This is a genomic window from Paenarthrobacter sp. PAE-2 (genome assembly GCF_026013155.1).
Taxonomy (GTDB): domain Bacteria; phylum Actinomycetota; class Actinomycetes; order Actinomycetales; family Micrococcaceae; genus Arthrobacter; species Arthrobacter ureafaciens.
The window spans coordinates 22,302-43,601 of sequence record NZ_JAPDNV010000032.1; the positions used below are offsets into that span (position 1 = coordinate 22,302).

Consider the following 21,300-nt stretch of genomic DNA (forward strand, 5'->3'; position numbering starts at 1 on the left):
CTTATCGTAGCTTCCGCATGGCAACGCGGTCGAGTGTGGCAACGAAGTCATGGGCGGGTTGCAAGACTTCACCTGCGGCAGACACGAGTCCGGCGCAGGCGGCTAAGGCGCGATGGAGCTAAAGCGTCAGGCCGGGACCTTCTCGCCAGAGCCCACCTTGGGCGCTTCCGCGGTAGGGCTGCCGGGGACGCCCTGGGCGTAGAGCCAGTCGTTGTACTGGAAGTCGTTGTCCTTGCGGCTCTTGAAAAGCAGGTTGCGGAGGGTGCGGCCAATGCCTGAGACGTGCCACGATTCGCCCCACACGCGGGCTGTGCGCTGCACCCGGGCCGTGCGCTCGGCACGGGCTGAGTTGAAGGCACGGATCGCTTCGTCCCAGCCTGCCGGGTTGATTCCTTCCTCGGTAAAGACCGTCCCCGCGCTGGCGTCCTGCAAGACTGCCGCGTCTTCGAGCGCCTGGCAGGCACCCTGCGCGAGGTACTGCAGCATCGGGTGTGCGGCGTCGCCCATGAGGACCATGCGCCCGGCGACCCAGTTTTCGATCGGGTCGCGGTCATACATGGGCCAGCGGATGCCGGTACCCAGATTGGCCAGGGCGGCCTGGACGGCCGGGATGCAGTCCTTGTAGGCGGCTTCGAGTTCGTCGACGCCGCCGTACTGCTCCTCACCGCTCTCGAACGACGGGGACTTGAACACGGCCACCGTGTTGAGCAGTTCCCCCTTTCGCAGCGGGTACTGCACCAGGTGGCAGTCCGGCCCGAGGTACACCACAACGTCTTCGAGGTCCGTGGCCGGAGTGTCCGGGGTGATGGGAACGGTACCGCGGTAGGCGACGTAGGCCGACGAAACCGGTTCATCCTGCGCCACCAAGGGACGCAGGATGGACTTGAGCCCGTCGGCGCCGATCACGACGTCCGCCTCATAGTTGTCCCCGGAGGCGGTCCGGACGATTCCCTTGCCGCCAACAGTTTCGACGCTTTCAACCAGCACATCGTTGACCAGCTTCACGCCGGCAGCCTCGCATCCTTCGAGCAGCACACGGTGCAGGTCGCTGCGGTGGATCACGACGTACGGCGCGCCGTAGCGCTCCTCGAACTCGCCCTTCAGGCTTTGCCTCGTGAGCTCCTCGCCCGTCACGGCATCCCGGAAGACCAGGTGCTTCGGCTGCACACCGATTTCCAGCGCCTTCTCAAGGAGACCCCAACGCTTGAGCACGCGGGAGGCGTTCGGAGCCATCTGCAGCCCCGCCCCTACTTCGCCGAACTCCGGGGCACGTTCCACGAGGGTCACGCTGGCGCCGTTTTCGCGCAGGGCCAGGGCCCCCGCGAGCCCTGCCATACCGCCTCCGACTACCAGGACTTCGGTGGAATTGGCGTGCTCAGTCATTTGTTGCTCCTTGTTTTGCTTTGATGGTGAGACCGACGACGGCCAGCAGCATTGCGGCTGCAGCGGCGGCCCCGGCGAACGTGAGGAAGTTGGAGTTGACACCCAGCCCGGCTGCCAGGAGGAGGCCGCCTACCTGGGGTGCCACCACCGCGCCGATCCGGCCGGTTCCGAGCGCCCAGCCCAGCGCGGTACCGCGCAGATGGTCCGGGTAGTGGCTGGCCACGGCGGCGATGATCAGGCACTGCGTGCCGTGGGTACCGACGCCGGCCAGCACCAGTGCGAGGTAGACCACCGACACCGGCGACCCGGCCAAAAGGACCAAAAGCCCGACGGCGGCGACGGCGGCCGCTGCTATCGCCGTCGGAATCGGTCCAAAGCGCGTTCCCGCCCAAGCCGTGATGACTGAGCCGGCAACCGCGCCTAGGTTCAACGCAAGGGCGAAGGTGAGCGCCGAACCGAGGTTGTAGCCTGCGATTTGCATGAGGTTCGGCAACCACGTGCCGAGTCCGTACCAGGCGAACAGCGTGGCGATGGTGGCCACGGCAAACAGTACGCTGACGCCCAGGTAGGGGGCGCGCAAGAGGGAGGAGAAGCCGATCGGCTCCTTGCCTGCGGCCATGGGCTTGGTGGAGCTGAGTGTTTCGGGGATGTACTTGATGCCAAGCGGCACCACAACCACAAGGGCGATCACAGCGATCAGGAACATGGCCGGCCAGCCGAAGGCCGGAATCAACGGGATGCCCACCAATGCAGCGATCGAGCCGCCAATGGGCACGCCGGACATCATGAGGGTGGCCACCGTTGAACGCCACTTCGCAGGAACGAGTTCGGCTACCAGCGCGTTGGCAGACGGCACGAGTCCGCCGAGGCCGATTCCGGCGAGGAGCCTCAAGCCACCAAACACGGCTGCGTTCGGGGCGAAGGCGCAAAGAATGGTGAAGACGGAGAAGACGACTGCGCATCCCAGGATGGTCCGGCGCCTCCCCCACGAGTCGGCCATCCGGCCGGCGAAGATGGCGCCGATCATCATGCCCAGGAACGCCATGGAACCGATGGTCCCCGCCGTGGCCTTGGTGAGCCCCCAGGTGGTGTCTGCGATCAGCGAGGACTGGACGGTGCCGTAGACAATGAGGTCGTACCCGTCGAAAACCACAAGGAGCCAGCAGACCAGGACGGCCATGGCAGAGCGCCTGGAAAACGTCGGTGAGGCTCCGGTTGCCGGCCGTTGCGACTCTGCAGCGGGAAGTGTGTGATTCATGGCACCAACTGTCAGGTGAACACGAAGCGATGCACCATACAATTCTGTTGTGCAGAATAAGATCCCGGGCCCGGGCAGCCGGAAGCCGGTCCAAAAGCGGCCCACCTACTCCATCGAGGCCGTGGACAATGCGCTGCAACTCCTGCAGCTTCTCCGCGATGTTGGCACTTTGCGGCTCAAGGACGCTGCGGCAGAGCTCGGAGTAGCACCGTCAACGGCCCACCGTCTACTGGCCATGCTCGTTTACCGGGGCTTCGCCGTCCAGGACGAAAACCGCCGCTACGTACCGGGGCCGGCCATGGGCGTGGGGCCCGCCGGGCTCAGCTGGACACGCCAACTGTGCAGTATCGCGCAACCCCACATGGAACTGCTGTCCGCCCGCCTGGACGAGACGGTCAACCTCATGGTCCGGGTGGGGACGAAGGTCCGCTTCCTGGCCACCGTGGAAGGCGGGAACGTGCTCCGCATAGGCGACCGGCAAGGGACAGTCATGCCTGCGGACAAGACCTCCGGCGGCAAGGCCATGCTGGCGGAGCTTGACCCTGCCCTGATCGGACAGCTGTTCCGCAGCCACAACGCCGGGATCGGCGGCGATACCATCCCGGAGGCCGATTACGGCCCCTTCCTGCGGGAGCTGGAGAGCATCCGCAACAACGGCTTCGCTGCCAACTTCGAAGGCACCGAAGAAGGTGTCAGCGCACTGGGCATGGCGCTGCACAACAGGGCCGGGGCTGTGGTGGGGGCCCTGACGGTCGCCACGCCATCCACCCGGTTCCGTAAGGTGTTCGACGCCGGCCTGGTCGCCGAACTGCGGGAATCGTGCCGCCAAGTGGAGATCGATATCGCAGCCAACCCGGTTGAGGAAGTTTCCTAAATTCTGCTCTACAGAATTTGATGGGTTCACCGTACCCACCCTCCCTAGTGTCGAACTACGCCACATTCCGTTCCGACCTACCGAGGAGGCCTCGTGTCCATCAGCGCCGAGAACACGACCCATGAATCAATCGCCGCCGCGCATGTTGCCCCGGAACCTACTCCGGAAGAGCAGGTTCAATTGGATCAGCTCTACAAGGACTTCGACGCGGAGAACCTGATCCCGTTGTGGACCGAGATCGGCGAACTGATGCCCATGGTGCCGTCCCCGAAGGCCGTGCCGCACGTGTGGCGTTGGAACGACCTGTACCCGCTGGCCGCCCGGGCCGGAGACCTTGTCCCGGTGGGCCGGGGTGGCGAACGCCGGGCCATCGCCCTGGCAAACCCCGGCTTGGGCGGGACGCCTTACGCCACACCTACGCTGTGGGCGGCCATCCAGTACCTGGGTGCCCGGGAAACTGCACCTGAGCACCGCCACTCGCAGAATGCCTTCCGGTTTGTTGTGGAAGGCGAGGGCGTGTGGACCGTCGTCAACGGAGACCCGGTCCGGATGTCCCGCGGCGACTTCCTGCTGACCCCGGGCTGGAACTTCCACGGCCACCACAATGACACCGACCAGCCCATGGCCTGGATCGACGGCTTGGACATCCCGTTCGTGCACTACGCCGACGCGGGGTTCTTCGAATTCGGCACCGAGCGGGTTACCGACGAGGCCACCCCGGACATCTCCCGATCCGAGCGTCTCTGGGCCCACCCCGGACTGCGCCCTCTCTCCGGGCTGCAGGACACCGTCAACTCTCCCATCGCCGCCTACCGCTGGGAATACACGGACGCCGCCCTGCGCGAACAGCTGCTGCTCGAGGACGAAGGTCACCCGGCCACCGTCTCGCAAGGCCATGCGGCCATCCGCTACTCCAACCCGACCACCGGCGGGGACGTCATGCCCACCATCCGGGCAGAATTCCACCGCCTCCGCGCAGGCGCCGCTACTGAACCGCTCCATGAAGTCGGTTCCAGCGTGTGGCAGGTCTTCGAGGGCACCGGCAGCGTGGTGTTGAACGGCGAAACCAAGCAACTGGCCAAGGGCGACCTGTTCGTCGTGCCGTCCTGGCAGGAATGGTCCCTGCAAGCCGACACCCAATTCGACCTCTTCCGCTTCAGCGACGCACCCATCTACGAACGACTGAACTTCAACCGCAGCTACTCCGAAGGACGCAACAAGTAATGAGACTCCTCACCCTCCGCACCGAAGCCACCACCGGCAAGGGCACCCTTGCCGTCCGCCAGGACGGGGACACCCTCACAGAGATTCCCGGCTTCGCCGACGTCGGAGAACTTTTGGCCGACCCCAACTGGGAAGAAACAGCCGAGGCGGCCAACGGCGCAACGCACGCCCTCGACGGCGCCGACCTTGCCGCCGTCGTGCCTGCACCTGGGAAGATCATCTGCGTCGGCCACAACTACCGCAACCACATCAAGGAAATGGGCCGGGAGGTCCCCGAACACCCTACGCTGTTCGCGAAGTACCAGGAATCGTTGATCGGCCCCAACGACGACCTCGCGCTGCCGCAGGAATCGGACACCGTGGACTGGGAGTCCGAGCTCGCAGTGATCATCGGCAAGAAGGGCCGGCGCATCTCCGAAGCCGACGCCGCCGACCACATTGCCGGGTACGCCGTCCTCAACGACGTCTCCATGCGCGACTACCAGTTCCGCACCATTCAGTGGCTGCAGGGCAAGACCTGGGAAAACTCCACCCCGTTCGGACCCGCCCTGGTCACCAAGGACGAGTTCACCGGCGGCCTCATGACCACTGCAGTTGACGGCGAAATCCAGCAGCAGACGCCCACCGAAGACGTCGTGTTCACGCCGGAATTCCTGGTCTCCTACATCTCCACCATCATCACGCTCAACCCCGGCGATGTGATCGCCACCGGCACCCCGGGCGGCGTGGGCCATGCGCAGGAGCCCAAGCGCTACCTACAGGAAGGCGAACTGCTGACCACCACCATCGAAGGCCTCGGCCAGCTGAACAACCGCGTGGTCAAGGAAGCCTGATGGTCGCCCGCCACGACCTCACCACCAATCCGCGCCTGCAGGAAGAACTCCTGCAGGCGCGGCGGGGCACTGCTTTCTTCGCCCGTAAGCTCAACGAACTCACCGATGAAGAGCTCGACGGCGGAACCCGGCTTCCGGGCTGGACGCGCCGCCATGTTGTGGCACACGTGGGCTACAACGCGAGGGCCATCGCACGCCTCATCGAATGGGCGGCAACCGGCGTGGAAACGCCGATGTACTTCTCGCCCGAGGCACGGAGCCACGAGATCGAGTTCGGTTCCACCCTCACCCCCATCGCGCTGCGCAACCTGTTCGACCACTCCGCAGTCCACCTCTCGGTGGAATGGCGCGATCTCCCCGACGCCGACTGGTCCAACGAGGTGCGGACCGCCCAAGGACGCACGGTCCCGGCTTCGGAAACGGCCTGGATGCGCACCCGTGAAGTGTGGATGCACGCGGTGGACTTGGACAACGGCGCCACTTTCAAGGACATTCCGGCCCCTGTGCTGGAACGGCTCCTGAAGGACATCACGTCCACTTGGCGAACGCGAGGAGCAGACGCCGGTCTGCTGATCAAGGTGAGCGGCACCGACCTCACGTTCGGCGACACTAGCGCCGCCGACCCTACGATCGTCACCGGGCCCCTGCCCGCCGTCGTCGAATGGGCCGCCGGACGCGGCAGCAGCGGTGTGGCCGCCGCCGGCCCGGCCGCACCGGCCGGCGAGGTGCCTGTTGCGCCCAAGTGGATCTGATACCTGACATCCTGAAGGGGTGACGAACCTTTCGACTGAGGCGCCGCGGACAGCCCTCACATGGAAACTGCTGCCCGCGGCCCTTCTCTCCGCTTCCGCGGTGCCGTTGTTTGCCATCCGCGACGACGCGACGGGCTACTCGCTGCTCGCCCTCAGCCTGATAACGGCAGCATTCATTGATCGTCAGCTCCTGCGGCACCTGGCCTTGGTGGCGGCGGGCGTGGTTATTATCAGCCTCGTACCGCTCAACGCGGACCTCAGCTTGGAACACATGGCCCTCATGGGCGGGGCCCTGGCTTTGGCAGTACTGGTCCCGTGGCTTGTTTCGCGCTTCCTCTACCGGGAAAAAGTCATCCGCTTCCCCGTCAATACAGGCCGGAAGTGGCCGCTCGCGGCAAAGCTCTACTTGGTGGGAGTAGTCGCACTGGGCTACTTCATCCTGCCCGCCTACCTGATCAATACGGGCGTGTACACGAACTGGCCGGACGCCTCGGACCCCACCATCTTCTGGCGGCTGTTCCTTGGCGTGAACACCGTGGGAATCTGGGACGAGCTGTTCTTCATCTGCACAACATTCACCCTGTTGCGGCAGCACTTTCCGGATTGGCTGGCGAACCTGCTGCAGGCCGTGGTGTTCACGTCATTCCTTTGGGAGATCGGCTACCAGGCCTGGGGGCCGCTGCTGACCTTCCCCTTCGCACTGCTTCAGGGCTACACGTTCAAGCTGACCAAGTCCTTCACCTACGTGGTGTCAGTGCATTTGATCTTCGACTTTGTGCTGTTCCTTGCCCTGGTGCATGCCCACAACCGCGACTGGCTTCCGATCTTCATCTATTGAGCCCGCAGCAGCAATAGCGCACTGGATGCGATGAAGGGACTACTCCCAGCTGGTGTTCTCCAAGGAGATCTCCTTGGCCATGTCATCCAGGAACCGCATCACGACTTGCCTTTCGGCGGGGGTCAACCGAGCCGCTGCAATGAACTTCCGCGCGTGCTGGCGCCCCACAGTCCGCATCGCCGCCGCATGCGTTTCCGGGGTGATGGAGATGGCCAGGGCCCGCCGGTCGGAGGGGTGCGGCTCCCGCGTGATGTGCCCGGCACGCTCCAAGCGGTCCAGCAATTTGGTGGTGGACGCCGTCGATATATGCAGGTGCGCGGCTATGGCGCCGGGCGTCGCCAGCACATTACTGTTGGCACAAACAATGAGGTAGTGCAGTGCCCGCATGTCGGAGGCGTTAAGACGCATGTACTTGAGCGAAGCTTCGGATAACCGTTGTTCGGCCTCGCTGAGCCTGCCCATGGCAGCCATCAGCTCGTTGATCTGCCTCAGATCGTCCTCGCTAAGCCCCTCCCGGTCCACAAGCTCATGCAACGGATCGTTGGCATCCAGGTTATAGAGACGGGAAGAGGGCTGGCCGTCAACTTCTTCCCTTTTAAGCATATGGGTATGTTACACCTATCTGCCTACATGATAGTCTTCTTTCTAGCTTGTCTAGCAATTATCGGCGTTGAAGGAAGGCTCAGGAATGAACACAGTAGAGATGGTGGTCCTTCTAGACGACGCCGGGCGGCACATCGGCGAGGCACGCAAGTCCGAGGTCCACACGACCGAAACCCCGCTCCATTTGGCCTTCTCCTGCTACCTGATGAACCACGCGGGTGAGGTCCTGTTGACGCGGCGCTCCCCCGAAAAGAAAGCCTGGCCCGGAATCTGGACCAACAGCTTCTGCGGTCACCCAGGCCCGGGGGAAGAACAAGAAGAGGCCGTGATGCGCAGGGCCCGCTTCGAACTGGGCACGGACGTGACGCGGATTGAGATGGCGCTCCCCGACTTCCGCTACAGGGCAGTGGACCCCTTCGGCATTGTCGAGAACGAGATCTGCCCCGTCTACACAGCCCTCATACACGGTGAACTGAAGCCCAACCCCACGGAAGTCGCGGACTGGGTCTGGGTGACGCCGGACCTGTTGTCCGGGGCGCTGGAGCACTCCGCTTCCGCATTCAGCCCGTGGCTTGCCATGCAGTTCCCCCAGCTCATAAAGTCCGGGGCCCTCCAGGCCGGAGCGAGGGCATGACTCTCATGGCGAACGTCGTCCGAACCCGCTCACACCTCTGTTCCGCCATCGAAGGCGAACTGACAGGCCTCATATCTGCGCGTTCCAACTCGGCACGGGCCTACGGGCCGGAGTTCAGCCGACTCTGGGACATTGCCGGCGAGAACATTCTCGGTGGGAAATTCGTGCGGCCGTTGCTGCTCGTGGAAACCTACGACGCTTTCGACGAACACGCCCGGGACCGCAACACGGCCGTCCGCATTGCAGCCGCGATCGAGCTGCTGCACTACGCGTTCCTGCTCCACGACGATGTGATCGACGGCGACCTCGTCCGCCGCGGCCGCCCGAACCTGGTGGGAGCTCTCCTTGCCGAGGCTGGCCAACTGCCGCCGATGGATCAAAGGCCCGACGTCGGCCGTCCGGACAGCGCCCTGCACTGGGCACAAACCGGTGGCATCCTCATGGGCGACATGCTTCTCGCTGCTACCCACCAGGCTTTCGCCCGCGTGGACCTTTCCCACCCGCTGCGCATCCGACTCCTGGACCTCCTGGAACACACCATCAACGAAACCGTGGCGGGCGAGCAACTGGACGTGGGACTCGGTGACGGCATCATCGCACCGGAGCTCGAAACCATCCTCACCATGTGCGGCTACAAGACGGCAACGTACACGTTTGAGCTGCCCCTGCGGGCAGCGGCGACCCTCGCCGGCGTCGATCCTTCCGTGGAGTCCGCGCTTGCCACGGCGGGACGGCATCTGGGCCTGGCCTTCCAGCTCCAGGACGACTTCCTTTCGACCTTCGGGGATCCGCGCCGGCACGGCAAGGATCCCTTTTCCGACCTCCGCGAAGGCAAGCAAACCGCCATCATCGCCTACGCCCGGAAAACCAGCGCATGGGCGGAGATCGAGCCATGGTTCGGCCGGCCCGATCTCTGCACTCAGGACGGCGAGAATGTCCGCCGCCAGCTCTCCGAATGCGGCGCGGAAACGTTCGTCCAAGGCCACATCGACCAACAGACGCGGGCGTTTCACGATGTCCTCGCGGACACAACCAACCCCATCCCGGACAAGGTCCGCAACGTCCTGCTGGACCTGGCAGCACAGCTTGAAGGACGGCAATCATGAGCGTCGACGTCGACACTTCCTTTACGCAGTTCACCCGCACGGCCGAGCGTGCGGCCAACCAGGTGATTTCCGCCTACTCGACTTCCTTTGGGCTGGCCACCCGCCTCTTGGGCCCGCGCCACCGGCAGCACGTACGCAACATTTACGCGTTGGTGCGGGTGGCCGATGAACTCGTGGACGGAGTTACCGCGGAGGCGGGCCTGAGCCGACGGCAGCAGAGCGAAGCGCTCGACCACTTCGTGGACGAAACACACCGTGCGCTGGAGCTTGGCTACAGCAGTGACCTCATCATCCACGCTTTCGCGCAGACAGCCCGCGCAGCAGGCATCGACGCTTCACTGGTGGATCCGTTCTTCGCGTCGATGCGCACGGACCTGGGCGGGCAGGATGCTGCCCCGGCTGCACCGCTGCGCTTCGACTCCGCAGCCCACCAGGGCTATGTCTACGGCTCGGCAGAAGTAGTGGGCCTGATGTGCCTGCGCGTTTTCATGCGGGGCCAAAGAATCGACGACGCCGATGCCGCCGCACTGGAGTACGGCGCGGGAAGGCTCGGGGCCGCCTTCCAAAACATCAACTTCCTCCGCGACCTCTCCGACGACACCGCCCGGCTCGGCAGGAGCTACCTGGGCACGGCGGACCATCTCGAGGACCGGGACCGGATGGAGTGGATCAGCACCATCCACGCCCAACTGGCCGATGCCAACGCCGTCATCCCGCTGTTGCCGCATGACGCCCGTGCCGCCGTCAGGAGCGCCCTGGCCCTCTTTGCGGCGCTCACCCGCCGGCTCGAGCGGACGTCCATCGCCGAACTCTACGAATCCCGCGTCCGTGTTCCGGACGTCTTCAAAGCCGGCCTGGCTGCCCGCGCAGTCGCCGCCACGTGGTTGGAGCCCCGCGCATGACTTGCAGCACCAGGACCGTAGTAGTGGGCGGCGGCATCGCCGGCCTTGCCACAGCGACCCTCCTCGCCCGCGAAGGACACGAGGTCCAGCTCCTCGAACGGCTCCCCCGTGTCGGAGGCCGCGCAGGCACCTTGGAGAGGGACGGTTTCCGTTTCGATACCGGCCCCTCCTGGTACCTGATGCCCAATGTGTTCGACCATTTCTTCGAATTGCTGGGCACCAGCACCGAAGAACAGCTTGACCTGCGAACGCTGAGCCCCGCCTACCGCGTCTTCAGCGAACCGCACGACGGCGGCCGTCCGGTCCCGCTGACGGTTCCGTTGGGCAGTGACAAGGTCATGGAAACCTTCGAACGCGTGGAGCCCGGCAGTTCCAAGCAGCTGGCAACGTACCTGGCCTCCGCCCGGAACACCTCGGACATGGCGGAGCGGTTCTTCCTCTACAACCCCTTCACCAGGCTGAAGGCCTTGATGCAGCCCGAGGTGGTGCGGAGCCTCCCCGAGCTGGCCAAGTTGCTGGCCATGCCGCTGGAGAAGTTCATCGCAAACCGCTTCAGGGACCCGGTGCTACGTCAGGTGCTGGGCTACCCCGCGGTCTTCCTGGGGACCAACCCGGCCGATGCTCCCGCCATGTACCACCTGATGAGCGCCTTGGACCTCGGTGACGGCGTCCAATACCCCATGGGTGGTTTTTGGCACTTGGTGGAACGCCTTGAGGCCCTCGCCCTCGAAGCCGGGGTACGCATCCGGACCGAGGCGCAGGTCCTCCAGATCACCACGCGCGAGGCCCCACCCAAGTCCCGGGAGCGGTTCACCCCGCGCGGACATTTCCAAAGGCCCGCTCCGCTCCGGGTCCGGAAAACCCGCGAGGTTACCGGCGTTAAATGGCGTGACAGCGACGGCGGCGAACACTTCAGCGTCGCGGACATCGTGGTCTCCGGAGCCGACCTGCACCACACGGAAACCAAACTGCTGGACATCCCGGACCGCAGCTACCCCCGCGCCTGGTGGCAGCGGCGCACCAGCGGGCCGGGAGCGGTCCTGGTGATGCTGGGCGTAAAGGGCCACCTCCCTGAGTTGCCCCACCACTCGCTGTTCTTCACCCGCGACTGGGAGGCCAACTTCTCAGCCATTTTCGGCAGGCCTTCCCGCGTCCCGGACCCCGCGTCCATCTATGTGTGCAAACCCAGCGCAACAGATCCCGGCGTCGCCCCGAAGGACCACGAGAATCTCTTTGTGCTCGTCCCCATCCCCGCCGATCCCTCGCTGGGTGCCGGCGGAGCAGAAGGGGGCGGAGACGCACTCATCGAGGGCATTGCTGATGCCGCAATTGACCAAATCGCGGATTGGGCGGGCATCCCGGATCTCCGCGAGCGCATCGTGGTCCGGCACACCGTAGGACCCGCCGACTTCGCCAGGGACTACAACTCGTGGCGCGGCGGCATGCTGGGCCCTGCCCACACACTGGGCCAAAGTGCCATGTTCCGGGCCCAGAACGCGTCCAAGAAGGTCAACGGCCTCTATTACGCCGGTGCCACCACTGCTCCCGGCGTCGGCGTCCCCATGTGCCTCATCAGCGCCGAGCTTGTCCTCAAGAGGATCCGCGGCGATCACAGCCCCGGACCAACCCGGGTGCAGCATCCTGCCTGGGTTTCAGGCAAGGTGGGCTGATGGGAGTCATCTACCTCGCATCGCTTCTTGCCGGCATCGCTTGCATGCTGCTGCTGGACCACCGTTTCCGGCTCTTCTTTTGGCATGACGCCAAAGCGGCCACGGTGGCCACCGCCGTCGGCCTGGTGTTCTTCCTGGCTTGGGACATTGCCGGAATCGGGCTTGGGATTTTCCTGCGTGGAGAAAGTGCCATTGCCACCGGCATCCTGCTTGCCCCCGAGCTTCCCCTTGAAGAGCCCGTGTTCCTCCTCTTCCTTATCCTGTGCACCATGGTCCTCTTTACGGGCGCGCGGGAGTTCCTGGCGCGGGCCGGGGACCGGAAACGAAAGGGCGGCGTGTCAGCAGCCGCACGCTCTTCGCACGGAAAGCCGGCGCGCGAACGGGAGAACGCATGACGTACTTGTGGCTCGCCCTCGCCTTCGTGGCTGCTGCCGCGGTGGCAGGAGTCGCGTTTGCCCGGGGTGCCGGCCGCCGGCATTGGCAGGCCACGGGTATCGCCTTCGCGGCTTTGGCCGTGCTCACGGCGCTGTTCGACTCCGTCATGATCGGCATGGAGTTGTTCCACTACGATTCCCAGCACCTGCTTGGTGCAAGCATCGGGCTGGCGCCTGTTGAAGACTTCGCCTATCCGCTGGCCGGCGTGTTGGCCCTTCCCGGCTTGTGGGCTTGGATGACACGACGCAGGCCAACACCGGACGGAAGCAACTCAATCAAGCAGCACCCGGGCGCCAAAGCCGATTCCACCGGCGGGCTCACCGGGCTGCTCCCCCAGGCCTTCGTCGCGTCCCGGCCCATCAGCTGGATCAACACCGCCTACCCGTTCGCCGCGGCCATGCTGCTGACCACCCGCGAGGTCGATTGGGTCCTGATAGTGGGCACGTTCTACTTCCTGGTTCCCTACAACCTGGCCATGTACGGCATCAATGACGTCTTCGACTACGCCTCGGACCTGAAGAATCCACGAAAAGGCGGGATCGAGGGTGCCCTCCTTGCGCCGGGGCTGCACCGGCCCATGCTGTGGCTCGCGGCCGTCACCAACGTCCCGTTCCTGGTGGTCCTCGCTGCTGCAGGCGGCCCGGCTTCGTGGCTGCCGCTGCTGGTGAGCGCCTTCGCGGTGGTTGCCTACTCGGCGGCAGGGCTGAGGTTCAAGGAACGCCCCGTACTGGATTCCATCACGTCCAGCACGCACTTTGTGAGCCCGGCAGTGGTGGGGCTGGCTATCGCCGGAGCCACGGTCACGCCCGGCTTGGTCATCCTGCTCGCAGCTTTCTTCATGTGGGGCATGGCCGCCCACGCGTTCGGCGCCGTGCAGGATATTGAACCGGACCGGCAGGCCGATATCGCTTCGATCGCCACAGTCTTCGGTGCCCGCAGGACCGTGCGAACCGCCGTCGTGCTGTGGCTCCTTGCCGGGCTCGCCATGCTGGCCACTCCCTGGCCCGGGCCGCTGGCGGCCCTGATCGCCATCCCCTACATCGTCAATTGCGCCCGCTGGTGGAACGTGACGGATACGACGGCGGCGCGCACCAATGCGGCGTGGCGGCGGTTCATTTGGCTCAATTACGGCTCGGGGTTCCTGGTGACGCTGATCCTCATCCTCCAGTGGAGCCTCACGTCATGAAGGCTGCGAATCCCCCGCTGCAGAACCTGCTTCCCCGTGACCGGTCGCGCCATCCACTGTGTTCAGGTCATCCGCTGTGTTCTCGTCGTCGACTGTTTCCAGGGCTTGGCGCATATCCCTCAGGAAAGCCGTCACCACGGCAGCTTCCTCCGGGCTCAGCGCGCTTGCCACGTCCATCATTCGGCGGTGCATGCCGCCCAGGGTATGCCGGACTTCCTGGTCCGAAGCCGGTGTGGCCCGGAGGATCAGTGCCCGCCGATCCGTCGGGTGCGGTTCGCGGCGGATGTGGCCGGACTCCACGAGGCGGTCAATCAGGGTGGTCATGGACGCGGAGGTTATGCCGAGCCGCTCGCCCAGGTCCTTTGGTTTCATCACGCGACCATCGGCTTCGGCCTCGAAGAGGTACCGCAGGGCCAGCAGGTCCTTTTCGCCCATCAGCATGGATGAACGCGTCCGGCGCCGCATGGCTTGCTCGGACACCCTGTAGTCCCGCAAGGCGTTCAGGACGTCTACGGCCATTTCCTTCTGCACCGGGTCTTTTCCGTACCAATAACCCTTCGCGTGGTGATCCGCGCCCATCCCGTATTTCCTTCGATCAGCTTAAAGCTCGTTTCCCTAGCATCTGATACTAAGTCCCGGCACGTGCCGGAAGGAAAGAGGCTGACAAAGTGAATATTCCAGAATCCACCGATTCGACGGCCCGGAATGACCTTGCGCGCCAGATTTTTGTGACCCTGAGCCTGGTTGTCTGCGTTGTTGGCTCCATGATCGGCGTCGGTGTTTTTGGCGGAACTCCCATCGCCCAAGCGGCGGGCGGCGCCCTCAGCGCGGACTCCACGTTGCTTGCGCCGGCCACGCCAGCGTTCTCCATCTGGTCCGTGATCTACACGGGGCTGGTGGCTTACACGGCATGGCAGTGGCTGCCTTCGCAGAAGAGCAATTTACGCCAACGGTCCCTGGGCTGGGTGGTTGCGTCTTCCATGCTGTTGAACGCAGCGTGGATCCTGTCCGTCCAGGCGGGTTGGCTACCGGTGAGCGTGCTGGTGATCGTTGCCCTGCTGGTGGTCCTGGTAGTTGCCTTTCGGCGCTATATTTCACGGCGGCCCGGGTCATGGCCGGAAGCGGTGGTGGTTGACGGAACCCTCGGCCTGTACTTTGGCTGGGCGAGCGTGGCCGTCTGCGCGAACATCGCCGCAGCCTTGAAGGCCGCCGGTTTCTCCGGTTTTGGTTGGCGACCGGAAGTTTGGTCAATCGCCGTGCTCGTGGTGGTGGCCGCCGTCGGAATCGCTTTGGCCATCAAAGGTGAGGGACGTCTGGCACTGGCAGCCGCCATCGCGTGGGGCTTGGCTTGGATTACTGTAGGCAGGAGCGCGGACTCTCCCGAGTCCGCACCTACGGCCATAGCTGCAGCCGCTGCCGCAGCCGCCGTCCTGGGAGCCGCAATCATCGTGCGGACCCGTTCCATGGCAGCCCCTGCGCGCGTGCGCAGCGGGCAGGAAAGGTAGTTCGCTTGTTAGGTGAGGGGCAGGCTCCCACATTTGGAGCCATGAGTGACCAAGAGAGGTCCGACGACTTCGAGCAACTGGTGGACCTTATCTCCGGCACGGAAGACATCAAGGATTTCCTGGATGGCCTGACCAACTTCTCGGCCGACATGATGAGGCGCGCCACCGGAGTGGACATCGAGTGTGCCGTGACGCTGCGCCGCCGCAAGCGGACAGCGACCATCGGCGGCAACAGCGAACGCGCCATCATCCTTGACCGGATCGAACAACGCCTTGGCGAGGGTCCGTGCGTGGATGCGCTGGAATCCGGCGAGCTCAAGGTCCTCGAGGACGCGCACAAGGATCCGCGGTGGCCCGTGTACGCGCAGGAGCTGCTCGCCGAAGGCATCACCAGCGCACTGGGCGTGCCCATGGAACTGGGGGACGATTCCAGGGCGGTCCTGAACTTCTTCGCTCCCAGCCCCGGGGTCTTCACCACCAAGGCGATCGCCGATGCGGTCCTCTTTGTCAAGATGTCCAGCAAGGCACTCCACCTTGCCGTCCGGATGGCAGCCTCCAACCAACGCGGCGACGACCTCCAGTCGGCCATGCAGAGCAGGACCGTCATTGACCTTGCGTGCGGCATCATCATGTCGCAAAACCGGTGCTCACACGACGAGGCTTTTGCGATCCTCCGGCGTGCTTCCGGCAGTGGGAACCGCAAACTGCGCGACGTGGCCCAGGCAATCGTTGACAGGGTTGCCGGGACGCCGCAGACGAACAGCACTCATTTCGACGAGTAATCAGGAAGACGAGCAGTCAGTAAACTGGGTATTATAAACTCGTTTTACGAACTTTTAGCGTAATCATTGAATGACATAACTCACATTCTGTAAGCTACTTTTCAAGTCACGCAGCCGGCTTCCTTCGCTCTACTTTCGGGAGGTCCGCATGGCCCCCAACACCGTCAAAACCACCTACTCGCATGGCGTAGCGCCGTTCGCAGCCCCCATAGCTCGACGAGGAGCATCAAGGCCGCACGACCTGCCCAACAAGCCCGACGCGCTCCTTGGCGCCATCGCGGTCCGCCAACTATTCCGGCGCTGGCCGCTGGTCCCGACGAGGGAATTGGAACGCATCCGCCACGTCCTGGTCCATTGCGACCAATTGGGCTCGGCGGACTCGCACCATCTCTCCGAACCTGCCAAAGCGCTGCTGGAGCTCATTTCATCGGAACTCGACCGCCGCAGGAACGCCGCGATGGCGGCCCATCCCGCAAGTGGCAGCCCGCGGCCCGCGCGCACTGAAACGCCGACTCTCCCCGCAAGGCGGGAGTCGGCAGTGAGGCGGGAGTCGGCTGCAAGGCGGGAGTCCCCTGCCGCGCGGAAGTCGCCGCCCCGGCAGGAGTCACCGGACCGGCGAGAGGGGAGCGCCGCCTGATGGCAGGACATTTTGAACTGATCGATGCCGTCGGCGGCGACTGTCGGGTTCGCCTGGTAGACGCCGACGGCATCGAACTGGCCCTGTCCATGTGCTTCCATGACAAGGACTCCGCAGCCAAGGGGATCTATTCGCTACGGGAAATCGCGGCCAGCGGCCTCATCGAGGACCACACCCGGCCAGCCCCGGCGCCACCGCTACTGCCCCACGATCGGGAGTCCCGCCGTCGGAAATGAACTCGGGAAGATCGACGGCGGCGGAACGGGGACCGCATCCAGCGGTACCGTAACCGTCGTCGTGCCTACCGTGACGTCCTGGTTGCGGACGTTGACCGGCAACGGTTCCTGGCTGTGGTCCGGTCCGGGGACCAAGGTCAGCGCGATGGATCCCTGGGAGAGTTCCACGGACAACAGGCGTCCTTGGACCTTGAGCCGGAACGCCAGGCCGTCCCATTCCGTTGGCAGGCGCGGATCGAAGCGCAGCACCTCGCCTTGGTCCCGCATGCCTGCGAAACCGCACACCAGCGAACTCCAAATGCCACCGGTCGATGCGATGTGGACGCCGTCGATGGTGTTGCCGTGGGAGTTGTCCAGGTCAATGAAGAGCGCTTCCGTGAAGTGCTTCAGCGCCACGTCGCCGTAACCCACCTCGGCCGCCATGATGCCTTGCACGCAAGCGGACAGGGTGGAGTCGCCCGTAGTGATGGGATCGTAGAAGTCGAACGCCCGCTGCTTCTCCTCAGCGGAGAAGTCCTGCCACTGAAGGAACATGGCCAGGACCGTATCGGCCTGCTTAAGGACCTGGTGGCGGTAAATGACCAACGGGTGGAAGTTCAGCAGGAGCGGGTACTTGGACTTGGGGGTGTTCCAGTCCCAGGGCTCCAGCGTCATGAAGTCGTTGTCCTGGCTGTGGACTTGCAGATGCGGATCGTACGGCAGTGACATGCGTTCCGCGGCCTGCCGCCACACCAGTCGCTCGGTATCGGCGATGTCCTCATGCTCAAGGGACGCTGCCGCACGCAGGTTGAAGCGCGCCATCACGTTTGTGTAGAGGTTGTCATTCACCACGGCCGTGTACTCGTCCGGGCCCGTCACGCCATGGATGTGGAACAAACCGTCCTTGCCGAAGAAGCCCAGCGACGCCCACATGCGGGCCGTCTCGATGAGGAGGTCGGCGCCCACTTCGGCTTCGAATGCTGCATCCCCGCTGGCCCACTCATAGCGGTTGGCCGCGAAAGCGATGGCGGCGGCAATGTGGAACTGTGCCGTTCCCGCGGCGTAATAGGCGCTGGCTTCCAATCCGTTGATGGTCCGCCACGGGAAAAGGGCGCCGTCCACGCTCAGCTCCTTGGCCCGGATACGGGCGTCGGGAAGCATGGCATGCCTGGACTCAAGGACTTTCCGGGCACCGGCCGGGTTGGTGTAGGTGAGGTAGGGCAGGAGGTAGACCTCCTGGTCCCAGAAGTAGTGGCCCTCGTAGCCCGAACCGCTGACGCCCTTGGCCGGAATACCCGCCACACCGGCACGCGCTGTGGCCTGGGAGAGCTGGAACAGTGCCCAACGGACTGCCTGCTGGAGTTCAGGCTGTCCGCCGATCGCAACATCCGCGGTGGTCCAGTACGTGTTGTAGTGGGCCTGGCTCTGGGCCAGGATGTCAGAAAACGGCACCAGGTTTGCTTCCGCTTCCGCGGCCAGGCTCTCGCCACGGTCTTCGGCGTCGTCCGCGGAACCGGCCACGACGTAACTGACCGTCTTCTCCAAACGGAACGGCCCGCCGCCGGTAATGGCCAGCACGTAACGCACCGAGGACTCGTCCTCGGCCACGACGGTCTCGAAGGGCTGCTCGGGCGAGGAAATCCAGTGGTCCACTGCCATGGCCACGCGCTGCCGGGACTCGGAAGTCTCCCATGCCAGGCGCAGCGAGCCATCGGCCCCGTGCAGGTGCAGGGGAAGGAGCACGCGGCCGGCGTGCCGTCCGGAACGCCGGGGATCGTGGACCGAATGGTCCTCCACGGGCTGGTCCTGGCGGTTCACGACGGCGGATGTGATGTCCGCAGACACGTCACGGTCCGCAGTTATGGACAGTTCAAGCCCCAGGCAGCCGCGGGAATCGAACCCCACCGCGCGCCGCTCCACGGTGGTGACCACTGCGCCGGAGCGGCAGGCCCACGTGGTTGATTCCTCGTAGACACCCGTGGAGAAGTCGATGCTCCGGTGGTAGTCCAGCACTGTGGATTCGGACAGGCTCAGGGCTTCGCCGTCGATTGTCACCGTGAAGTTGTTGGCGTCCGGGACGTACACGATGCGCTGGCCGGTGCGGGCAAAGCCGTACGCGTTCTCCGCGTGCTTGATGTCCCAAATCTCATGGAACCCGTTGATGAACGTACCCGGGAGTTCGCCGTCCCCGCGCGTGGAGTGCGCGCCGCGCACACCCAAGTGGCCGTTGCCGAGCGCAAAAAGCGTCTCCAGCGTCCCTTCGTCACCGGGGACGTGGATGTTTTCCACGAGCTTCCACGGTTCGCACGGGAAGCGCAGCCGGTCGGAGCTGATCAGTGCCATGGGCTGTTGAATTCCTTCGAAAAAGTAGGGTTAGAGAAGATCATCGAGGTCGTCGACCACCAAGGTGGCACCAGCGTCCAGCAGCGTCTGCCGGCCCGCCCCGCGGTCCACGCCGATCACCGACATGAAGTTCCCGGCCTTGCCGGCCTGCACTCCGGAGACGGCATCCTCCACCACGATGCATTCCTCCGTGGGAACACCCAGCAGCGAGGCGGCATAGGTGAATGTTGCGGGGTCCGGCTTTCCGGGAAGCCCGACGGCGGCGGCAACCTGCCCGTCAACCACCACCTCGAAGTGGTGGTCAAGCCCGGCGGCCTTCAAGACTGCCGGTGCGTTGCGGGAAGACGAAACCACCGCCACTTTCAGGCCCAGTTCCAGTGCTGCATTGATGAATTTGACCGACCCCGGGTAGGGCTCCACGCCGCGCGTATCCACGATCTGGTTGAAGATCGCGTTCTTACGGTTGCCCAGGCCCTGCACGGTCTCATTCGTGGGGGCGTCGTCTGCGGGCCCCTCCGGCAGGGTGATGCCGCGGGACGTCAGGAAGTCCCTGACGCCGTCGAAGCGCGGCTTCCCGTCGATGTGGTCGAAGTAGTCGCTCTCCCGGTAGCCGTCGGGGTTGCCGGCCTCGGCAAGGTAGCCGTCGAAGAGTTCCTGCCACGCCTGTTCGTGCACCACGGCAGTGGGCGTCAGCACGCCGTCGAGGTCGAAGAGCAGCGCCGAAGCGCCGGTCCAGGCAGTACGAAGATCAGTCATGTGCGTTTTCCGTTTCAGCGCCGGTGGCGCGTGGTCTTGCGTTCGATGAGCTTGGTGTCGAGCAGATGGGTTGCGGGTTGGTTGGGGGTATCGGTATTCAAAAGTCGCTCGCAGAGCAGGTTGGCTGCGAAGGCACCTTGGTCTGCAACGGGCTGGGCCACGGTGCTCAGGCCAAGGAACCAACTCATGGGGTGATCGTCAATGCCGATCACGGACATGTTCTTCGGCACGGACAAGCCGTGTTCGCGCAGCGCCATCAGCGCGCCGAACGCCGCCTCGTCGCAATGGGCGAACACCGCGGTTGGCTTTGCACCCCGGGCGATGAGTTCGGTCATGGCCCGACGGCCGTCGTCTATGCCGGGAGCACAGGCAACCACCAGGTCCGGGTGGACGGTGAGGTGGTGGTCATCCAAGGCACGGCTGAAACCACGGAACCTCGCTGTTGTTGCCTGTTGTCCGCGTCCTTCCGGCTGTGCCGCTGAGGCGACGTCGCTGAGGACGGGTTCGGTATTCGTGAGAACCGCCAAGTCCCAGTGACCCAGCTCCAGCAGGTGTGACGTTGCCTGCCAGGCCGCATGTTCGTCGTCGATTCCAACATTGTCCCACGGAACATTCCGCAGGCCGACGCTGGCCACTGCCAGCCCCGAAGCTTCCAAGGCTTCCACCTCGGAGAGGTCCAGGTCAACATTGAGCAGCAGCACGCCGTCGACTCTTTGCGCCAGTGACTCCAGCCGGCCGAACACCTGCTGCTTCACTGTCTTCTTGTTCCGGAGGCTGATCAGCAGGGTGTCATAGCCGCTGTCGCCGAATACTTCTTCTGCTGCTTCCACTGCCTGGGAAAAGAACCAGGTGGTGGCGGTGGGAGCAATGATGGCTACGGATCCTGTGCTGCCGCCGGCCAGCCGCGAAGCAGCGGCCGAGGCCTTGAATCCGAGCTTGCTGGCGGCTTCCGCCACCTGCCGTTGGGCCTTCTCCGAAACGTTGGGGAGATTCCGGAGTGCCCGGGAGACGGTGCAGATGGACAGTCCGGAGAGGACTGCCACGTCCTGGATGGTCACCCTGTGAGTCCTAACCATGCAACACGGCCTCAACCCTTTCCATACTTGAGCAACACCTTGCGGGGCGGCGCCGTCGGCCACCGCAGCCAAAAGTGTAAGCGCTTACAATTTTGTCATTCAACACTGTGTGGTCGAACATCGGAATGTGACGCGAATCTCACGGAAAGCTTGATTCAAGGGCGCTGGTGACGTCTAATCCCCGACTCCCACTCCCCCTCACCCTCCCCCTCCCCTCCCCCTCCCCTCCCCCTCCCAACTGGGTCGCATTTGTGCGCGTTTTGAGCGCTCAAAACGCGCACAAATGCG

At 64.4% G+C, this 21,300-nt stretch carries 22 protein-coding genes; 15 read left to right on the top strand and 7 right to left on the bottom strand.

The window, feature by feature from the left end:
* Positions 1-126: 126 nt before the first annotated feature.
* On the bottom strand, positions 127-1,383 hold the full coding sequence (locus OCL88_RS16450) for an FAD-dependent oxidoreductase (protein WP_264963190.1): 1,257 nt from the start codon (positions 1,381-1,383) through the stop codon (positions 127-129).
* Positions 1,376-2,641, bottom strand: a complete 1,266-nt coding sequence (locus OCL88_RS16455; RefSeq protein ID WP_264963191.1) for an MFS transporter — start codon at positions 2,639-2,641, stop codon at positions 1,376-1,378. The genes OCL88_RS16450 and OCL88_RS16455 overlap by 8 nt, the downstream gene beginning before the upstream one ends.
* Positions 2,642-2,690: 49 nt before the next feature.
* Between OCL88_RS16455 and OCL88_RS16460 the strand changes: the two genes are divergently transcribed.
* The 5 genes from OCL88_RS16460 to OCL88_RS16480 all read left to right on the top strand — a co-directional run bounded on the left by OCL88_RS16460 (position 2,691) and on the right by OCL88_RS16480 (position 7,162).
* Positions 2,691-3,515 carry an IclR family transcriptional regulator gene (locus OCL88_RS16460; RefSeq protein WP_264963192.1) on the top strand — a complete coding sequence of 275 codons (825 nt, stop codon included), beginning with the start codon at positions 2,691-2,693 and terminating at the stop codon, positions 3,513-3,515.
* Between the two features lie 93 nt (positions 3,516-3,608).
* Positions 3,609-4,739: a cupin domain-containing protein gene (locus OCL88_RS16465; RefSeq protein WP_264963193.1), complete on the top strand. Its 1,131-nt coding sequence runs from the start codon at positions 3,609-3,611 to the stop codon at positions 4,737-4,739.
* Positions 4,739-5,572, top strand: a complete 834-nt coding sequence (locus OCL88_RS16470) for a fumarylacetoacetate hydrolase family protein (RefSeq protein WP_264963194.1) — start codon at positions 4,739-4,741, stop codon at positions 5,570-5,572. Before OCL88_RS16465 ends, OCL88_RS16470 begins: the two co-directional genes overlap by 1 nt.
* Positions 5,572-6,324 carry a maleylpyruvate isomerase family mycothiol-dependent enzyme gene (locus tag OCL88_RS16475; RefSeq protein ID WP_264963195.1) on the top strand — a complete coding sequence of 251 codons (753 nt, stop codon included), beginning with the start codon at positions 5,572-5,574 and terminating at the stop codon, positions 6,322-6,324. Before OCL88_RS16470 ends, OCL88_RS16475 begins: the two co-directional genes overlap by 1 nt.
* Before the next feature lie 19 nt (positions 6,325-6,343).
* Positions 6,344-7,162: a CPBP family intramembrane glutamic endopeptidase gene (locus OCL88_RS16480; protein ID WP_264963196.1), complete on the top strand. Its 819-nt coding sequence runs from the start codon at positions 6,344-6,346 to the stop codon at positions 7,160-7,162.
* A gap of 39 nt (positions 7,163-7,201) precedes the next feature.
* Here OCL88_RS16480 and OCL88_RS16485 read toward each other — a convergent pair whose 3' ends face one another.
* On the bottom strand, positions 7,202-7,765 hold the full coding sequence (locus OCL88_RS16485; protein WP_264963197.1) for a MarR family winged helix-turn-helix transcriptional regulator: 564 nt from the start codon (positions 7,763-7,765) through the stop codon (positions 7,202-7,204).
* A gap of 85 nt (positions 7,766-7,850) precedes the next feature.
* Between OCL88_RS16485 and idi the strand changes: the two genes are divergently transcribed.
* The 6 genes from idi to OCL88_RS16515 are packed head-to-tail and all read left to right on the top strand — an operon-like array spanning position 7,851 to position 13,698.
* Positions 7,851-8,399, top strand: coding sequence for an isopentenyl-diphosphate Delta-isomerase (gene idi, locus OCL88_RS16490; protein ID WP_264963198.1), 549 nt, complete (start codon positions 7,851-7,853; stop codon positions 8,397-8,399).
* Positions 8,396-9,505, top strand: coding sequence for a polyprenyl synthetase family protein (locus tag OCL88_RS16495; RefSeq protein ID WP_264963199.1), 1,110 nt, complete (start codon positions 8,396-8,398; stop codon positions 9,503-9,505). The genes idi and OCL88_RS16495 overlap by 4 nt, the downstream gene beginning before the upstream one ends.
* Positions 9,502-10,407, top strand: a complete 906-nt coding sequence (locus tag OCL88_RS16500) for a phytoene/squalene synthase family protein (RefSeq protein ID WP_021471217.1) — start codon at positions 9,502-9,504, stop codon at positions 10,405-10,407. Before OCL88_RS16495 ends, OCL88_RS16500 begins: the two co-directional genes overlap by 4 nt.
* Entirely contained in the window at positions 10,404-12,077 is a 1,674-nt protein-coding gene (crtI, locus tag OCL88_RS16505; protein ID WP_264963200.1) for a phytoene desaturase family protein, read from the top strand. Before OCL88_RS16500 ends, crtI begins: the two co-directional genes overlap by 4 nt.
* Positions 12,077-12,472 carry a lycopene cyclase domain-containing protein gene (locus OCL88_RS16510; RefSeq protein ID WP_264963201.1) on the top strand — a complete coding sequence of 132 codons (396 nt, stop codon included), beginning with the start codon at positions 12,077-12,079 and terminating at the stop codon, positions 12,470-12,472. Before crtI ends, OCL88_RS16510 begins: the two co-directional genes overlap by 1 nt.
* Complete coding sequence (locus OCL88_RS16515; protein ID WP_264963202.1) at positions 12,469-13,698, top strand: prenyltransferase; 1,230 nt, start codon at positions 12,469-12,471, stop codon at positions 13,696-13,698. Before OCL88_RS16510 ends, OCL88_RS16515 begins: the two co-directional genes overlap by 4 nt.
* Here OCL88_RS16515 and OCL88_RS16520 read toward each other — a convergent pair.
* Positions 13,693-14,277, bottom strand: a complete 585-nt coding sequence (locus OCL88_RS16520; RefSeq protein WP_264963203.1) for a MarR family winged helix-turn-helix transcriptional regulator — start codon at positions 14,275-14,277, stop codon at positions 13,693-13,695. The two genes, OCL88_RS16515 and OCL88_RS16520, sit on opposite strands and share 6 nt — an antisense overlap.
* 89 nt (positions 14,278-14,366) lie before the next feature.
* On the opposite strand from OCL88_RS16520, the gene OCL88_RS16525 reads away from it, so the two are divergent.
* From OCL88_RS16525 to OCL88_RS16540, 4 genes are all read left to right on the top strand, one after another.
* Positions 14,367-15,203 (top strand): tryptophan-rich sensory protein, encoded by an 837-nt coding sequence (locus OCL88_RS16525; RefSeq protein ID WP_264963204.1) that lies wholly within the window; start codon positions 14,367-14,369, stop codon positions 15,201-15,203.
* Positions 15,204-15,244: 41 nt separating this feature from the next.
* Positions 15,245-15,985, top strand: a complete 741-nt coding sequence (locus tag OCL88_RS16530) for a GAF and ANTAR domain-containing protein (RefSeq protein WP_264963205.1) — start codon at positions 15,245-15,247, stop codon at positions 15,983-15,985.
* A gap of 148 nt (positions 15,986-16,133) precedes the next feature.
* Complete coding sequence (locus OCL88_RS16535; RefSeq protein ID WP_264963206.1) at positions 16,134-16,622, top strand: hypothetical protein; 489 nt, start codon at positions 16,134-16,136, stop codon at positions 16,620-16,622.
* Positions 16,622-16,858, top strand: coding sequence for a YegP family protein (locus tag OCL88_RS16540; protein ID WP_264963207.1), 237 nt, complete (start codon positions 16,622-16,624; stop codon positions 16,856-16,858). The genes OCL88_RS16535 and OCL88_RS16540 overlap by 1 nt, the downstream gene beginning before the upstream one ends.
* Here OCL88_RS16540 and OCL88_RS16545 read toward each other — a convergent pair.
* The 3 genes from OCL88_RS16545 to OCL88_RS16555 are packed head-to-tail and all read right to left on the bottom strand — an operon-like array spanning position 16,820 to position 21,012.
* Positions 16,820-19,180 carry a glycoside hydrolase family 65 protein gene (locus tag OCL88_RS16545; RefSeq protein WP_264963208.1) on the bottom strand — a complete coding sequence of 787 codons (2,361 nt, stop codon included), beginning with the start codon at positions 19,178-19,180 and terminating at the stop codon, positions 16,820-16,822. The two genes, OCL88_RS16540 and OCL88_RS16545, sit on opposite strands and share 39 nt — an antisense overlap.
* Positions 19,181-19,210: 30 nt before the next feature.
* Positions 19,211-19,936: an HAD family hydrolase gene (locus tag OCL88_RS16550; RefSeq protein ID WP_264963209.1), complete on the bottom strand. Its 726-nt coding sequence runs from the start codon at positions 19,934-19,936 to the stop codon at positions 19,211-19,213.
* A gap of 14 nt (positions 19,937-19,950) precedes the next feature.
* The gene (locus OCL88_RS16555; RefSeq protein ID WP_410868803.1) at positions 19,951-21,012 is read right to left on the bottom strand and encodes a LacI family DNA-binding transcriptional regulator; all 1,062 of its coding nucleotides are present in this window, start codon (positions 21,010-21,012) and stop codon (positions 19,951-19,953) included.
* Positions 21,013-21,300: the final 288 nt, after the last annotated feature.

Coding starts and splice junctions, on each gene's coding strand:
- OCL88_RS16475 (WP_264963195.1), top strand. CDS start 5,572: ATGGTCGCCCGCCACGACCTCACCACCAATCCGCGCCTGCAGGAAGAA.
- OCL88_RS16510 (WP_264963201.1), top strand. CDS start 12,077: ATGGGAGTCATCTACCTCGCATCGCTTCTTGCCGGCATCGCTTGCATG.
- OCL88_RS16500 (WP_021471217.1), top strand. CDS start 9,502: ATGAGCGTCGACGTCGACACTTCCTTTACGCAGTTCACCCGCACGGCC.
- OCL88_RS16520 (WP_264963203.1), bottom strand. CDS start 14,277: ATGGGCGCGGATCACCACGCGAAGGGTTATTGGTACGGAAAAGACCCG.
- crtI (WP_264963200.1), top strand. CDS start 10,404: ATGACTTGCAGCACCAGGACCGTAGTAGTGGGCGGCGGCATCGCCGGC.
- OCL88_RS16535 (WP_264963206.1), top strand. CDS start 16,134: ATGGCCCCCAACACCGTCAAAACCACCTACTCGCATGGCGTAGCGCCG.
- OCL88_RS16495 (WP_264963199.1), top strand. CDS start 8,396: ATGACTCTCATGGCGAACGTCGTCCGAACCCGCTCACACCTCTGTTCC.
- OCL88_RS16555 (WP_410868803.1), bottom strand. CDS start 21,012: ATGGTTAGGACTCACAGGGTGACCATCCAGGACGTGGCAGTCCTCTCC.
- OCL88_RS16470 (WP_264963194.1), top strand. CDS start 4,739: ATGAGACTCCTCACCCTCCGCACCGAAGCCACCACCGGCAAGGGCACC.
- idi (WP_264963198.1), top strand. CDS start 7,851: ATGAACACAGTAGAGATGGTGGTCCTTCTAGACGACGCCGGGCGGCAC.
- OCL88_RS16530 (WP_264963205.1), top strand. CDS start 15,245: ATGAGTGACCAAGAGAGGTCCGACGACTTCGAGCAACTGGTGGACCTT.
- OCL88_RS16540 (WP_264963207.1), top strand. CDS start 16,622: ATGGCAGGACATTTTGAACTGATCGATGCCGTCGGCGGCGACTGTCGG.
- OCL88_RS16455 (WP_264963191.1), bottom strand. CDS start 2,641: ATGAATCACACACTTCCCGCTGCAGAGTCGCAACGGCCGGCAACCGGA.
- OCL88_RS16545 (WP_264963208.1), bottom strand. CDS start 19,180: ATGGCACTGATCAGCTCCGACCGGCTGCGCTTCCCGTGCGAACCGTGG.
- OCL88_RS16485 (WP_264963197.1), bottom strand. CDS start 7,765: ATGCTTAAAAGGGAAGAAGTTGACGGCCAGCCCTCTTCCCGTCTCTAT.
- OCL88_RS16515 (WP_264963202.1), top strand. CDS start 12,469: ATGACGTACTTGTGGCTCGCCCTCGCCTTCGTGGCTGCTGCCGCGGTG.
- OCL88_RS16550 (WP_264963209.1), bottom strand. CDS start 19,936: ATGACTGATCTTCGTACTGCCTGGACCGGCGCTTCGGCGCTGCTCTTC.
- OCL88_RS16450 (WP_264963190.1), bottom strand. CDS start 1,383: ATGACTGAGCACGCCAATTCCACCGAAGTCCTGGTAGTCGGAGGCGGT.